This window comes from Mesorhizobium sp. AR10 (genome assembly GCF_024746795.1).
Taxonomy (GTDB): Bacteria; Pseudomonadota; Alphaproteobacteria; order Rhizobiales; family Rhizobiaceae; genus Mesorhizobium.
Genome location: NZ_CP080524.1, coordinates 2,235,901 through 2,250,231 on the forward strand (window position 1 = coordinate 2,235,901; position 14,331 = coordinate 2,250,231).

At 62.2% G+C, this 14,331-nt stretch carries 9 protein-coding genes; 5 read left to right on the top strand and 4 right to left on the bottom strand.

Annotated elements, in window-relative coordinates:
* The first annotated feature begins 347 nt into the window (after positions 1–347).
* Positions 348–815 (top strand): Hsp20 family protein, encoded by a 468-nt coding sequence (locus tag LHFGNBLO_RS14340; RefSeq protein ID WP_258608363.1) that lies wholly within the window; start codon positions 348–350, stop codon positions 813–815.
* 161 nt (positions 816–976) lie between these two features.
* Positions 977–1,729 (top strand): sulfite exporter TauE/SafE family protein, encoded by a 753-nt coding sequence (locus LHFGNBLO_RS14345; protein WP_258608365.1) that lies wholly within the window; start codon positions 977–979, stop codon positions 1,727–1,729.
* Between the two features lie 9 nt (positions 1,730–1,738).
* Here the strand turns inward: LHFGNBLO_RS14345 and LHFGNBLO_RS14350 are convergent, their stop codons facing one another.
* Both LHFGNBLO_RS14350 and LHFGNBLO_RS14355 read right to left on the bottom strand, forming a co-directional pair.
* A complete protein-coding gene (locus tag LHFGNBLO_RS14350) occupies positions 1,739–2,632 on the bottom strand; it encodes an MBL fold metallo-hydrolase (RefSeq protein WP_258608367.1) in 894 nt (297 codons plus the stop codon).
* A 10-nt stretch (positions 2,633–2,642) separates the two neighbouring features.
* Positions 2,643–3,692 carry a threonine aldolase family protein gene (locus LHFGNBLO_RS14355; RefSeq protein WP_258608369.1) on the bottom strand — a complete coding sequence of 350 codons (1,050 nt, stop codon included), beginning with the start codon at positions 3,690–3,692 and terminating at the stop codon, positions 2,643–2,645.
* Positions 3,693–4,167: 475 nt separating this feature from the next.
* Between LHFGNBLO_RS14355 and gltB the strand changes: the two genes are divergently transcribed.
* Together gltB and LHFGNBLO_RS14365 are read left to right on the top strand one after the other, a co-directional pair.
* Positions 4,168–8,889: a glutamate synthase large subunit gene (gene gltB, locus LHFGNBLO_RS14360; RefSeq protein WP_258608371.1), complete on the top strand. Its 4,722-nt coding sequence runs from the start codon at positions 4,168–4,170 to the stop codon at positions 8,887–8,889.
* 136 nt (positions 8,890–9,025) lie between these two features.
* The gene (locus LHFGNBLO_RS14365) at positions 9,026–10,480 is read left to right on the top strand and encodes a glutamate synthase subunit beta (RefSeq protein ID WP_258608372.1); all 1,455 of its coding nucleotides are present in this window, start codon (positions 9,026–9,028) and stop codon (positions 10,478–10,480) included.
* Between the two features lie 158 nt (positions 10,481–10,638).
* Here the strand turns inward: LHFGNBLO_RS14365 and LHFGNBLO_RS14370 are convergent, their stop codons facing one another.
* A complete protein-coding gene (locus LHFGNBLO_RS14370; RefSeq protein ID WP_258608374.1) occupies positions 10,639–11,865 on the bottom strand; it encodes a DUF459 domain-containing protein in 1,227 nt (408 codons plus the stop codon).
* Between the two features lie 26 nt (positions 11,866–11,891).
* On the bottom strand, positions 11,892–13,118 hold the full coding sequence (locus tag LHFGNBLO_RS14375) for a lytic murein transglycosylase (RefSeq protein WP_258608376.1): 1,227 nt from the start codon (positions 13,116–13,118) through the stop codon (positions 11,892–11,894).
* Positions 13,119–13,324: 206 nt separating this feature from the next.
* Here LHFGNBLO_RS14375 and galU point away from each other — a divergent pair, with 206 nt between their 5' ends.
* A complete protein-coding gene (gene galU / locus LHFGNBLO_RS14380; protein WP_413774684.1) occupies positions 13,325–14,230 on the top strand; it encodes a UTP--glucose-1-phosphate uridylyltransferase GalU in 906 nt (301 codons plus the stop codon).
* Positions 14,231–14,331 lie beyond the last annotated feature (101 nt).

Genomic DNA, 14,331 nt, shown 5'->3' on the forward strand with positions numbered 1-14,331 from the left:
AGCAAGGCCGGAAGCAGCCTGCGGCGTGCTTCCGGCCTCTGTCGATCCGGGAGGAAGGGACGTTACACCCGGTTCGGCCTCGTCGCGGCGCCTCATCATGCGCCGCCTGTTCCCTAGTCTTGAACAGACTTTAGCGCCGCATAGCTGAACGTGCGCCGAAGCCTTGGTTCATCTGCCGTTCATCGAGGGCAGAACCCGTTTGGCAGGCAAATCTTGAAATGCTTTCAGCCGCTCCCCAAATGTCGGATGCGGTCGCCAATGTCGGGGCCGCTGGTCCAGCCGAAACGCCGCTCGAGGGTTTCGCACCGGCCATACGCAAACCATGTTGCTCAACAGGAGAACACCTCATGCGTCACGTTGATTTTTCCCCGCTCTATCGCTCGACCGTCGGTTTTGACCGGCTGTTCACCATGCTCGATTCGCTTGCGCAGCCCGACGGCGCGCAGACCTATCCGCCCTACAACATCGAGCGTACTGGTGAGGATTCCTATCGCATCTCGATGGCCGTCGCCGGTTTCTCGGACGACGAAATCTCGATCGAAGCCCATCGCAATGTGCTGACCGTCAAGGGTGAGCGCAAGGAAGAGGGCACCGGCGAAGGATCCGAACTGCTCTATCGCGGCATTGCCTCAAGGGCCTTCGAGCGCCGTTTCCAGCTTGCCGACCACGTTGAAGTCGTCGGCGCTTCGCTGAAGAACGGTCTGCTGTTCGTCGACCTCAAGCGCAACATTCCCGAAGAGCTGAAGCCGCGCAAGATTGCGATTTCCGTGTCTTCGGCGAAGGCCAAGCAGATCGAGGCCAAGACCGCTGCATAATCGCAGCATTTAAGTCCGTCTCCTCCCGAGACGAAAGCGGCGCCTTGTGGCGCCGCTTTTTGTTTGCCCTGGTGTCTGTGCCACCCCCATCCCATGGTACTGGCCCTTTCGCGGCACGCCCGGCTGAACCAGGTTTTCGGTCCGCGGAACGGATCAAGGGCATGTCTGATTTTTCTTTGACGCTGACAGGCACAATCGCCATCACCTTCCTGCTGGCCGGCATCGTCAAGGGTATCACCGGCATGGGTTTGCCGACACTGGCGATGGGCCTGCTGGGCACAATCATGCCGCCTGTCACGGCTGCCTCTCTGCTGATCGTTCCGTCCTTTGTCACCAATGTCTGGCAGTTGTTCGCCGGCCCGAGTTTTGCGTCGATCCTGCGCCGGCTGTGGCTGATGATGGTCGGCATCCTCATCGGCACAATGGCTGGTTCATGGCTGCTGGCCAGCGACAACGTCCAATGGACGACCGCCGGCCTTGGCGCCGCTCTGACAATCTATGCTGCTTACACCTTGCTGGCGCGGCAGTTGACCGTTCCGGCTGCCGCCGAGCACCTGATGTCGCCGGCCGTCGGCTTCATCACCGGCATCGTGACCGGCGGTACGGGGGTGTTCGTGGTTCCCGCCGTTCCCTACATCCAGGCGCTGGGATTGAGCCGGGATGACCTGATCCAGGCGCTCGGCCTTTCCTTCACGGTGTCGACCATCGCGCTTGCGGCCGGCCTTGCGGCGCATGGCGCATTCCAGGTCGAGCATATCGCCATGTCGTCGCTGGCGGTGTTACCGGCGCTGCTCGGCATGTGGCTGGGACAATTGCTCCGGCAGCGGATCAGCCCGGCGACCTTCCGCCGCTGGTTCTTGATCTTCCTGATCCTGCTTGGCCTGGAGCTCTTGGCGCGGCCTTTCCTGGCCTAGAAGCGCCCTCTATTGGCCGGTGCCGGTTGCGATAACGGCCTCGACGTTTTGCCGGTGAACGGCGTCGTATGGCGCGAAATACCCGACCGCACCGGTGGCGAACATGTCGGCGCCAAAGGTTTTCAGATCCTGCCTCGCCAGATCGGGCTCGTGCCGGCAGCGGAGCAGTTTCTGGACATATCCTTGCGTTGCGGCGATGAGGCTTTTGTCATAGCCTGCCTCAATCGCTGCCGGGGAGCCGTGATTGGGCAGGATGCGGTCTATCGGCCAGTTGGCGATGCGTCCGAGATCGACCAAATGTTCGGCCAGCCGATCCGGCTCGCTGACATAGGTGATCGGGTCCTCCAGCGTGTCGCCCGCCAGGAGCAGGCCGGTGCCGGGCATGAACAGCACCGTGCCGTCATGGCTGTGGATTTCGACCTGGCGCAGCTCGACGGCGATCGATCCAACGGTGAGGTCAAGACTGCCTTCGAAGGTCCTGTTCGGCAGCACGAGGGGCCGGATCGGTGGAATGCCGCCTTCTATCTCGGTCCGATTGTTCGCCAAGGCCGAGGCGGTGAGCTTGTTGGCGATGATCTCGCAATCCTGAAACACCTCATTGCCGGCAATATGATCGTCATGCCAGTGGCTGAGCACGACCCGGATCGAGCTTACGCCCATGTCTTCGAGCGTCTGCCTGACATAGCGCGCGTGGGGCAGCGAAACATGCGTGTCGTAGACAAGCGCCTGCGACCCATCGACAACAGCATAGGTGCAGATGCCGAGGGCATAGGCACCGTCATCCAGCCAGTTTGGCTCGTCCGACCAGGCGCGGACGCCGTCGATGCGGCCATCGTAGAAGCCCAGCACGTTTGGCACTGGGCGAACCAGCCGCATGGTTGAACCGAGGGGCGGTTTGGTCATCTCGGGGAGCTCAGGCGATCAACTGGCCAAAACGATCGACTTCATCTGAAGTCGTGGCAAAGCTGGTGACGAAACGATAGAGCAACTCGTCGTCGCCGACATGGCCGTCGAAGCCGTGCGGTTTGTGCCAGTCGTAGAAAGCGGCGCCCGCCGATTGCAGCTTTTCGGCATCCGTCTTTTTCATCACCGCGAATACCTCATTGGCCTGCGGCAGCCAAGCCAGCTTAGCCGTTGCCGAATCCTCGATCGCTGCAGCCAGGCGTGCGGCCATGGTATTGGCGTGGCGGGCCGTGTCCAGCCACAAGCCATCTTTGAAATATGCATCGAACTGCGCTGATATGAAGCGCGACTTGGAAAACAGCTGTGCTGCCCGCTTGCGCAGGAAGGCCAGCTCCTTGGCGCGGTCGAGATCGAACAGCACCACAGCCTCGGCACACCAGCAGCCGTTCTTGGTGCCGCCGAAGGAGACGATGTCGACGCCGCGCTTCCAGGTCATTTCCGCCGGCGTGGTGTCGAGTGCGACCAGTGCGTTGGCAAAGCGGGCGCCATCCATATGCAGCGCCAGCTTGTGATGCCTGGCGATCGCCGAAATTCGCGCGATGTCGTCCAGTGCGTAGATGGTGCCGACCTCGGTTGACTGAGTAATCGATATCGCCATTGGCCGTCCCCAATGGACGATTTCCGGGGCGAAGCGGCCAACGGCCTTTTCCAGATTGTTCGGATCGATCTTGCCCAGAGCGCCATCGACACCACAGAGCCGCGATCCGCCGGAAAAATATTCCGGCGCGCCGCATTCGTCCTCGATGACATGCGATTCGCGGTGGCAGAAGGAAAGGCCGCCAGGCTTGTTGTAGGCGGTCAGCGACAGCGAATTGGCAGCGGTGCCGGTGGCGACGAAGAACACCGCGACCTCGCGCTCGAAGATTTCGTTGAACCTGCTGTAGACGGCCTGATCGAGGACGCCGTCACCGTAAGCAGTGGAAAAGCCGCCGGCATTGGCTGACAGGCCTGCGGCGATACTGGGATGGGCGCCTGCCCAATTGTCGGAAGCGAAATACATGCGTCTGCCTGTGTTGGGAAAATCGCAACAACCTTGGCCGTTTTCGCATGCCGCTCGCAAGGGCCAGCGGTTGGAAAAGCGGTGAAGCCAGGGAGCGACTACAAAATCGGGATGCGACCGAAGCTTACGTTCTCACCATGCCTCACGTAATTTTCTGTCGCGGCGTGCCCAAGATTTTTGCGAATCGGTCTTGTGTGCGTCCCAGATTTCTGTCATAAAAATTTAGGACAGTAGTGCTGTCTTATTTAGTCGCACAAAACAGGCTGGATTGGCGTATCATTGGCCTCTCCGGCCGTTGCCGCGAGCGACAGGTAGACAGCCTGGCTCTGGCCTGTACGAATACCAGATACGAAGCATGCGGAAAGCTGCATGGTTCGGCCCAAGAATTTCGCAAGACGTGCCGCAAGGATCAAGGGGAGCCAAGCGCTTCCCGACGGAAACCAGCGCCCAAAGGGCTGGGGATGGAGGACAGACGATGGCGGACATGACGCACTCTGCGACGAACGGCCCGGCCGCGCAGACGAAAGCGCCAGCCGTCAAAAATCCGTTCCGAACCCAAAACGGCTTTGCCGCACACGGCCTCTACGATCCGCGCAACGAACATGATGCCTGCGGCGTCGGCTTCATCGTCAACATGAAGGGCGTGAAGTCGCACCAGATCGTCAAGGACGGGCTCGCCGTACTCGAAAACCTGACGCATCGCGGTGCCGTCGGCGCCGATCCGCTGATCGGCGATGGCGCCGGCGTGCTGGTGCAGCTTCCAGACCGGTTCTTCCGCGAGGAGATGGCAGCCCAGGGCATCGAACTGCCGCCGTCGGGTCAGTACGGCGTCGGACACTGGTTCATGCCGCAGGACGCCGCCCTGCGCTCCCATATCGAGGACATCATCGCCGAATCGGCGCAGTCCGAGGGGCTTCCGCTCATCGGGTTCCGTGACGTGCCCGTCGACAACTCGTCCCTGTCGAAGGCTCCTGATATCGTGGCGTCCGAGCCGTTCCATCGGCAGATATTCATCGGTCGCACAGCCGACATTACCGACGACGAGGAGTACGAGGCCAGGCTCTATTTGCTGCGCAAGGTCATATCGGGCCGCATCTACGCCGAGAACGACAACAAGGACATCGGTTCCTATTGCGTGTCGCTGTCGGCGCGCACCATCGTCTACAAGGGCATGTTCCTGGCCTACCAGGTCGGTGCCTACTACAAGGACCTGACCGATCCGCGTTTTGAGACCGCGCTGATCCTCGTCCACCAGCGCTTCTCGACCAACACCTTCCCGTCGTGGAAGCTAGCGCATCCCTACCGCATGGTCGCGCACAATGGCGAGATCAACACGGTGCGCGGCAACAACAACTGGATGGCGGCGCGTCAGGCGTCCGTCGATTCCGAACTGTTCGGCAACAACATCTCCAAGCTCTGGCCGATCTCCTACGAGGGACAGTCGGACACCGCCTGCTTCGACAATGCGCTCGAGTTCCTATTCCAGGGCGGATATAGCCTCAGCCATGCCATGATGATGCTGATCCCGGAAGCCTGGGCCGGCAACAAGCTCATGGATGCCGATCGCAAGGCTTTCTATGAATACCATGCCGCGCTGATGGAGCCGTGGGATGGACCGGCAGCGGTCGTCTTCACCGATGGCCGCCAGATCGGCGCCACGCTCGACCGCAATGGACTGCGCCCGGCACGCTATATCGTCACCGACGATGACCGCGTCATCATGGCGTCGGAAGCCGGCGTGCTGCCGGTGCCGGAGGAGAGGATCGTCAAGAAGTGGCGGCTACAGCCCGGCCGCATGCTGCTGATCGACCTGGAGAAGGGGCGCATCGTTTCCGATGAGGAGATCAAGTCGGAGATCGCCACCAAGCATCCCTACAAGACCTGGCTCGCCAACACGCAACTCATCCTGGAAGACCTGAAGCCGGTGGAGCCGCGCGCGTTGCGCAAGGATGTCAGCCTGCTCGATCGCCAGCAGGCCTTTGGCTACAGCCAGGAAGACACCAAGCTGTTGATGTCGCCGATGGCGACGACCGGCCAGGAAGCCGTGGGATCGATGGGCACCGACACGCCGATCTCGGCCATGTCGGACAAGTCGAAGCTGCTCTACACCTATTTCAAGCAGAACTTCGCCCAGGTCACCAACCCGCCGATCGACCCGATCCGCGAGGAGTTGGTGATGAGCCTGGTGTCGTTCATCGGGCCGCGGCCCAACATCTTCGACCTCGTCGGCAGTTCACGCCGCAAGCGGCTTGAGGTGCGCCAGCCGATCCTGACCAACGGCGATCTGGAAAAGATCCGCTCAATCGGCCACACCGAGGACCGCTTCGACACCAAGACGATCGACATCACCTATGGCTCGAACGAGGGCGCCGGCGGCATGCAGGGCGCCATCGACCGGCTCTGCGAGCGCTCGGAAGCGGCTGTGGCCGGTGGCTACAACATCATCATCCTGTCGGATCGCCAGGTCGGGCCGGACCGCATCGCCATCCCGGCACTGCTGGCGACGGCGGCTGTCCACCACCACCTGATCCGCAAGGGACTGCGCACCTCGGTCGGCCTCGTCGTCGAATCCGGCGAGCCGCGCGAAGTGCACCATTTCTGCTGCCTTGCCGGCTACGGCGCCGAGGCGATCAACCCTTACCTTGCCTTCGACACGCTGCTCGACATGCACAAGCGTGGGGAACTGCCGAAGGAGGTGGACGCCTACGAAGTCGTCTCGCGCTACATCAAGTCGATCGGCAAGGGCATCCTCAAGGTGATGTCCAAGATGGGTATCTCGACCTACCAGTCCTATTGCGGCGCGCAGATCTTCGACGCCATCGGCCTGAAGACCGATTTCGTGCAGCAGTACTTCACCGGCACCGCGACACTGATCGAGGGCGTCGGGCTGGACGAGATCGCAGCCGAGACGCTCAGCCGCCACACTGACGGTTTCGGCAACGACCCGGTGCTGCGTAACAGCCTCGAAGTCGGTGGCGAATACCTGTTCCGCATGCGCGGCGAGGCGCATATCTGGTCGCCCGACGCAGTCGCCACCTTGCAGCACGCCGTGCGCCAGGGTTCGTGGGAAACCTTCAAGGATTATTCCGCCCAGATCGACAGCGAGACGGCGCGGGCGCAAACCATTCGCGGCTTGTTCAGGATCAAGCCCGCGGAAGAGACCGGCCGCAAGACGGTCGGGCTCGACGAGGTCATGCCGGCGGCCGACATCGTCAAGCGATTCTCGACCGGGGCGATGTCCTTCGGCTCGATCTCCAGGGAGGCGCACACGACGCTGGCGCGGGCGATGAACCAGATCGGTGGCAAGTCGAACACCGGCGAGGGCGGCGAAGAGGCCGACCGCTATCTGCCGCTGCCAGGCGGCGGCAAGAACCCCGAACGTTCGGCGATCAAGCAGGTCGCTTCCGGGCGGTTCGGCGTGACGGCGGAATACCTGGTCAATTCCGACATGATGCAGATCAAGGTCGCGCAGGGTGCAAAGCCCGGTGAGGGCGGCCAGTTGCCCGGGCACAAGGTCGATGCGACCATCGCCAAGGTTAGGCATTCGACGCCGGGTGTCGGACTGATCTCGCCGCCGCCGCATCACGACATCTATTCGATCGAGGATCTGGCGCAGCTCATCTACGATCTGAAGAACGTCAATCCGGCAGCCGACGTCTCGGTCAAGCTGGTCTCCGAAGTCGGCGTCGGCACGGTAGCGGCGGGGGTCGCCAAGGCGCGCGCCGACCACATCACCATTTCCGGCTATGACGGCGGCACCGGCGCTTCGCCGCTGACCTCGCTCAAGCATGCCGGCAGCCCATGGGAAATGGGCCTTGCCGAGACGCATCAGACGCTGGTGCTCAACGGCCTGCGCTCGCGTGTCGCCTTGCAGGTCGATGGCGGCCTGCGTACCGGCCGCGATGTCATCATCGGCGCGCTGCTCGGCGCCGACGAATTCGGCTTCTCGACCGCGCCGCTGATCGCGGCCGGCTGCATCATGATGCGCAAGTGCCATCTCAACACCTGCCCGGTCGGCGTCGCAACGCAGGATCCGGTGCTGCGCAAGCGCTTCAAGGGCACACCGGAGCACGTCATCAACTTCTTCTTCTACGTGGCGGAAGAGGTCAGGGCGCTGCTCGCCGAGATGGGCTACACCCATATCGACCAGATCATCGGCGATACCGACCTGCTGGAAAAGCGCGAGCTGATCCAGCACTGGAAGGCGCGCGGGCTCGATTTCGGCAAGATGTTCTTCAAGCCCGACGCGCCGCATGAAGCGGTGCACTGGACCGAGCGGCAGAAGCATCCGATCGACCACGTGCTCGACCGCAAGCTGATCGAATTGGCCAAGCCGGCGCTCGAGAGCAAGCAGCCGGTCAAGATCGAGGTCGATATCCGCAATGTCGACCGTTCGACGGGCGCGATGCTGTCGGGCGAAGTGGCAAAGCGCTTCAAGCACAAAGGCCTGCGCGAAGACACGATCTCGGTCAAGCTTACCGGCACCGCCGGTCAGTCCTTCGGCGCCTTCCTGGCGCGCGGCATCTCGTTCGAACTCGTCGGCGCCGGCAACGACTATGTCGGCAAGGGCCTGTCGGGCGGACGCATCGTCATCCGGCCGCCGGAAGAGGCAAAGATCGTCGCGGCTGAATCCATCATCGTCGGCAATACGGTGCTCTATGGCGCGACCGAGGGCGAGGCCTATTTCGCCGGTGTCGCCGGGGAGCGTTTCGCCGTGCGCAACTCGGGCGTGGCCGCCGTCGTCGAAGGCGTCGGCGACCATGGCTGCGAGTACATGACCGGCGGCATCGTCGTCGTCATCGGCCAGACCGGCCGCAACTTCGCCGCCGGCATGTCGGGCGGCGTCGCCTATGTGCTCGACGAGGCGGGCGATTTCGCCGAGCGCTGCAACATGGCGATGGTCGAGCTGGAGCCGGTTCCGGAAGAAGACGATCTGATGGAAAGGCTGCTCCATCATGGCGGCGACCTCGACCACAAGGGTCGCGTCGACGTTTCCGGCGACATGACCAGCCATGACGAGGAGCGGCTCTACCAGCTGATCTCGAACCATGTGCACTACACGGGCTCGGTCAGGGGTCGCGAGATCCTTGACGACTGGACGACTTTCCGGCCGAAATTCCGGAAGATCATGCCGGTCGAGTACCGCCGCGCGCTGATCGAGATGGAACGCATGCGCATGGGCGTGGCTGCGGAATAGACTTCCGGCGCTGCCGGGAAGCCAGGCTTCCGGGCGACGCCATCTTCAACAATCCTGACCTCGGACGGAAGGTTGCCATGGCTGCCTTATGAGGTTAACGGGTGCGGCGCGCCTTCTGGACAGCAGGGACTGGACTATGGGTAAGGTAACAGGGTTTCTCGAGATCGACCGGCAGGTGCACAAGTACCAGCCCGCCTCCGACCGCATCCGGCATTTCCGTGAATTCACGCTGCCGATGTCGGACAAGGAGGTCGAGAAACAGGCCGCACGCTGCATGGATTGCGGCATCCCGTTCTGCCATGGGCCGACCGGCTGTCCGATTCATAACCAGATTCCCGACTGGAACGACCTCGTCTACAATGGCGATTGGGACAATGCGATCCGCAACCTGCATTCGACCAACAACTTTCCCGAATTCACCGGCCGCATCTGTCCCGCACCTTGCGAGGAAGCTTGCACGCTGAACCTCGAGGACATTCCGGTCGCCATCAAGACCGTCGAGCAGGCGATCGCCGACAAGGCCTACGAAACCGGTCATATCCGGCCCTATCCGCCGGAGAAGAAGACCGGCAAGCGCGTCGCCATCATCGGCTCTGGTCCGGCTGGAATGGCGGCCGCCCAGCAGCTGGGCCGCGCCGGCCACGACGTCCATGTCTATGAGCGTGAGAGCCGGCCGGGCGGGCTGATGCGCTATGGCATCCCCGACTTCAAGATCGAGAAGCATTATATCGACCGGCGCATCGAGCAGATGCAGGGCGAGGGCGTGAGCTTCCATTGCGGCGTCAATGTCGGTGTCGACAAGAAGGTGGCGGAACTGCTCGCCGAATATGATGCGGTGCTCTATTGCGGCGGTTCGGAAACACCGCGCGCGGCCGGCATTCCCGGCGACGACCTCGGCGGCGTGCATGATGCGATGCCGTATCTGGTGCAGCAGAACAAGCGCGTTGGCGGTGAGCCGATCCAGTCGGTGGCGTGGCATTCGGCCCCGATCGTCGCCGGTGGCCAGCACGTCGTCGTCGTCGGCGGCGGCGACACCGCCTCCGACTGCGTCGGCACGGCCTTTCGCCAGGGCGCGGTGCGCGTCACCCAGCTCGACATCCGTCCGCAGCCGCCGGAAAAGGAAGACAAGCTCTCGGTCTGGCCCTACTGGGCAACCAAGATGCGCACCTCGTCCTCCCAGGCCGAAGGCGCCGAGCGCGAATTCCAGGTGGCGACGCTCGAATTCATCGGCGAAGAGGGTCAGCTGACCGGCGTCAAATGCTGTGAGGTCGATGACAAGCGCAAGCCGATCACCGGCACCGAATTCGTCATCCGCGCCGATCTGGCCTTCATCGCCATCGGCTTTGCCGGGCCGACCACCGCAGGGCTGGTTAGGGAATTGGACGGCCAGATGAAGATCGTCACCGACAGCCGGCGTTCGAAGAATGTCGAGGCCAACGATCGCGACTACAAGACCAGTGTCGAAAAGCTCTATGCTGCAGGTGACGTGCGTCGCGGCCAGTCGCTGGTCGTCTGGGCGATCCGTGAGGGTCGCCAGGCGGCCCGTTCGATCGACGAGGCGTTGATGGGATCGAGCGTGCTGCCCCGTTGAGCCCGTTTGGAAACTCTACTCCTGCGGTCATCTGAAGGCGTTTTCTGCGCTTCCGGTGCTCACGTACTTAAATGTACGCTCCACTCCGGTTCTCGAAAACGCCATCATATGACTCACAGGAGCGAGTTTCGAAACGGCCTCTGAGGAACTTCGCAGTACTAACGGTTGATCGCCGTCGTCGTTTCGCTGGCTGCTGCCGTCGCAGGCTGGTTCTTGGGTGGCCAGGAAAAATCGTCAGCGCGGCCCGGTGAAGCATCGGACGCCTTGCCTTCGATGACGAGCTTTTCGCCCGGCAGATTTGCGTCCGTCTTCGCGGGAGCTGCGGCGCCGAGAAGCGCTGAGCCGCCGTCAAGCGCCGGATCGTTGAGCAACATCGGCACCGTACGGTCGACCACGATAGGGGCGGCGACGGGCGACGGCACCTCGACGGGGGCGCCAGCCGGCGCAGAGGCCGTCACCACGCCCCCGGGCGCTGTCAGCCCCAGGATCTTCATCAGCGGCTTTTCTGTATAGAAGGCGAGCTTGCGCTTGCCGGCCTTCGACACGTTGATCCCGTCATCGGAGCGCAGGCGCACCGCCTGGCCGTTGATATCGGGACCGGTGGTGACGAAGGCGCCGTTCTCGTCGACGAATCCATCCCAGACGTCGACGAATTCGCCGCCATTGGTTTCGGCCGCCGAATGATAGATGTCGTTGAAGGCCAGCATGTCGGAGGTCATTTTCGACACCCGGAAAGCCGGCATGCCGACCCACAGGAAGGGCACCTTGGTTGACGCAACCGCTTTGCCCAGAGCATCGGTCCGACGCTCATATTCCTTGGTCCAGTTCTCGGATCGCGGCTGTTCGCGCACGTCGTTGACCCGCATCTGCTGCCGGTCGTTGGAACCCAGCATGACGACCACGGCCGCCGGCTTCTCGGCCTCGATCAGCGACTTGATCTGTTCGGGCCAGTTGTAGAAATCATCTCGCACGAAACCGGACGAGCCGTTGCTGCGTGCAACGATCCTGACGCCGGGATTTTCAGCAAAGGCGGTAACGAGGCCTTCGGCAAGGCCGGCTGCCATGAAATCGCCGACCACCAGGACGACGCGGGCATCCGGTGTCTTCTCGACAATCGGTATCTCGGGTTCGGCGGGAGGGCGGGGAGCCCGGGGTTTCCTTGCCTTGAGCCTCGGCTTTGCTTTCTGGATGTCGAGTGGCGGTTCGATCCGCTCGCTACGACGCGGAAACAACAGCTCGCGCAACGACCAGCCGCGGGGCTGCTGTTCCTGCGCAATGGCGGGCGTGTGAAAGGCGCTGGCGACGCCGACCGCCAGTACGGCAATGGCCAGAAGCAGGATCGGCAGGCGACGAACGATCACCCGGATACGCGCAACCGAACCCAATCACCCTCTCCCATCCCTAGGCGGCTCTATTTTTTCCTGAGCCAGTTGAGCACTTCCATGCTCGGATACCCGTCCTGGGTCAAGCCGGCCTTTGCCTGGAAGGCCAGGATGGCGGTTTTCGACCCATCGCCGATCTTGCCATCGAACTTGCCGTCGTAGAGGCCATGCTCTGAAAGCCGCTTCTGAAGCTCCTGCCTTTCCTCGAAGGAAAGCTTGGTGAAGGGCCGTTTCCAGTCCTGTACAAGACCGCCATAGCCGGCGATCTCGTCGGCAAGAAGGCCGACGGCCAGCGCATATTTGTCGGCATTGTTGTAGCGCTTGATGACCGAAAAGTTCTTGATCATCAGGAAAGCCGGCCCGCCACGGCCGTCCGGTACCTTCAACGTGGCCTTGTCGGCGCCGCTCTTGAACGGTTTGCCGCTGGCCCTGACGACGCCCAGCGCCTGCCATTGCGACAGCGACTTCGATCCGCTGGGGAACTTCTTGCCATCGGGAAGCCTGACCTCATAGCCCCAGGTTTTGCCGGCCTGCCAGCCATTCTTCTTCAGCAGATTGGCGGCTGTCGCCAGCGCGTCGGGAATCGAATTCCAGATGTCGCGCTTGCCATTGCCGTCCATGTCGACCGCATAGGCCTGGTAGCTGGTCGGGATGAACTGGGTGTGGCCCATCGCACCGGCCCAGGAGCCGCTCAAATGGCTTTCGTCGATGTCGCCGGTCTGCAATATCTTGAGCGCGGCGATCAGCTGGGTGCGGGCAAACTTCGCCCGTCTCTGGTCGGCATAGGCAAGGGTTGCCAGCGAACGCACGACGTTGCGCATGACGTCATCGCGCTTGAGGATCTCGCCATAGTTCGATTCCATAGACCAGATCGCCAGCAGTACATAGCGGTCGACGCCGAATCTCGCCTCGATCCTGTCCAGCCAGGGCTTCCACTTCCGTGCCATCTGCTGGCCGACGGCGACCGACTGGTCATGGACGCGGTTGTCGAAATAGTCCCAGGCAGGAGCGGTGAATTCGGGCTGAGTACGCGCCTTTTCCAACACCACCGGGTCGGGATCGCTGATGTTCTTGAAAGCCTGGTCGTAGAGGGCGCCGGAAACGCCGCTCTGCACGGCCGCGGCGCGGAAGCCGGCGACCCATTGCCTGAAACCGGCATCGGCAAAAGCAGGCCCGGCAGGCATCAGCAAGGCGAGCGAGAGGCCGGCGGCCGTCATGACGCTTGTGAAGCGCTTTGCGGCGTTGCGAACGGACATCTTTTCCTCCTTCTTCATCTCAGGAAGATCATTAATCGCCGAACCCGGTTAGGATTTAGTTTACCATAGGTGTCGTCGGGAACGAAAAGACGCGTCGATGCTTTAAGCACAACAAGTTCTCACCAGCCGTTCGTATTCCTCGATTCCGGCGCGAAAATGTCTCGGGCGGGATTGCGGAGCAGGCCCTCAAACGGATAATTGACAGCATGAAGAGAGTTCGCAAGGCAGTTTTCCCGGTCGCCGGTCTCGGCACGCGGTTTCTTCCGGCCACCAAGGCCATTCCCAAGGAAATGCTGACTGTCGTCGACAGACCCGTCATCCAATATGTGGTCGACGAGGCGCGCGAAGCCGGCATCGAACATTTCATTTTCGTCACCGGCCGCAACAAGGCGGTCATCGAAGACCATTTCGACGTCCAGTTCGAGCTCTACGATACGCTCGCCCAGCGCGGCAAGGACGACCAGCTCGCCCGGCTGCAGCGGCTGCAGCCTGCACCGGGACAGACCAGCTTTACTCGCCAGCAGGTGCCGCTCGGCCTTGGCCACGCCGTTTGGTGCGCCCGCGAACTTGTCGGCGACGAGCCCTTCGCCCTGCTTTTGCCTGACATGATCATGCAATCGGAGAAAAGCTGCATGAGGGACATGGTCGAGCTCTATGAGGAGACCGGCAACAACATCATTGCGGTGCAGGAATGCGATCCGGCCGAGGCGCACAAATACGGCATCGTCGGCCGCGGTGAGGATACGCATCACGGTTTCCGCATCACCGGCATGGTCGAGAAGCCGAAGACCGGCACGGCGCCGTCCAATCTCTACATCAATGGACGCTACATCCTGCAGCCGGAGATCTTTGGGATTCTCGAAGGCCAGGAAAAGGGCGCCGGCAACGAGATCCAGCTCACCGACGCGATGCTGAAGCTGGAGAAGCTGCAGCCCTTCTATGGCTACCACTACCAGGGGCGTACATTCGATTGCGGATCGCCGGAAGGTTTCGTCGAAGCCAATGTGGCCTTCGCGCTGTGGCGCAGCGACATGAACAAGAGTATGGCCGGGGTCATCCGTACGCTTCTCGACGAGATCGAGCCCGCCGAGCGCCAAGGCGTCGCGCTTTAACGCTCCGAGCTGTCAGCGGTTTGCCAAACCGCTGCGTTTGAAGGGCGTGTCTTCGGTCGTTGTTTTCGTTGTCCCCAAAACCGCTGTGCCGGCTCAGGTCA

Bases quoted from the DNA above. Each gene is read 5' to 3' on its own strand.
- LHFGNBLO_RS14340 (WP_258608363.1), top strand. From the start codon at position 348: ATGCGTCACGTTGATTTTTCCCCGCTCTATCGCTCGACCGTCGGTTTT.
- LHFGNBLO_RS14345 (WP_258608365.1), top strand. From the start codon at position 977: ATGTCTGATTTTTCTTTGACGCTGACAGGCACAATCGCCATCACCTTC.
- LHFGNBLO_RS14350 (WP_258608367.1), bottom strand. From the start codon at position 2,632: ATGACCAAACCGCCCCTCGGTTCAACCATGCGGCTGGTTCGCCCAGTG.
- LHFGNBLO_RS14355 (WP_258608369.1), bottom strand. From the start codon at position 3,692: ATGTATTTCGCTTCCGACAATTGGGCAGGCGCCCATCCCAGTATCGCC.
- gltB (WP_258608371.1), top strand. From the start codon at position 4,168: ATGGCGGACATGACGCACTCTGCGACGAACGGCCCGGCCGCGCAGACG.
- LHFGNBLO_RS14365 (WP_258608372.1), top strand. From the start codon at position 9,026: ATGGGTAAGGTAACAGGGTTTCTCGAGATCGACCGGCAGGTGCACAAG.
- LHFGNBLO_RS14375 (WP_258608376.1), bottom strand. From the start codon at position 13,118: ATGTCCGTTCGCAACGCCGCAAAGCGCTTCACAAGCGTCATGACGGCC.
- galU (WP_413774684.1), top strand. From the start codon at position 13,325: ATGAAGAGAGTTCGCAAGGCAGTTTTCCCGGTCGCCGGTCTCGGCACG.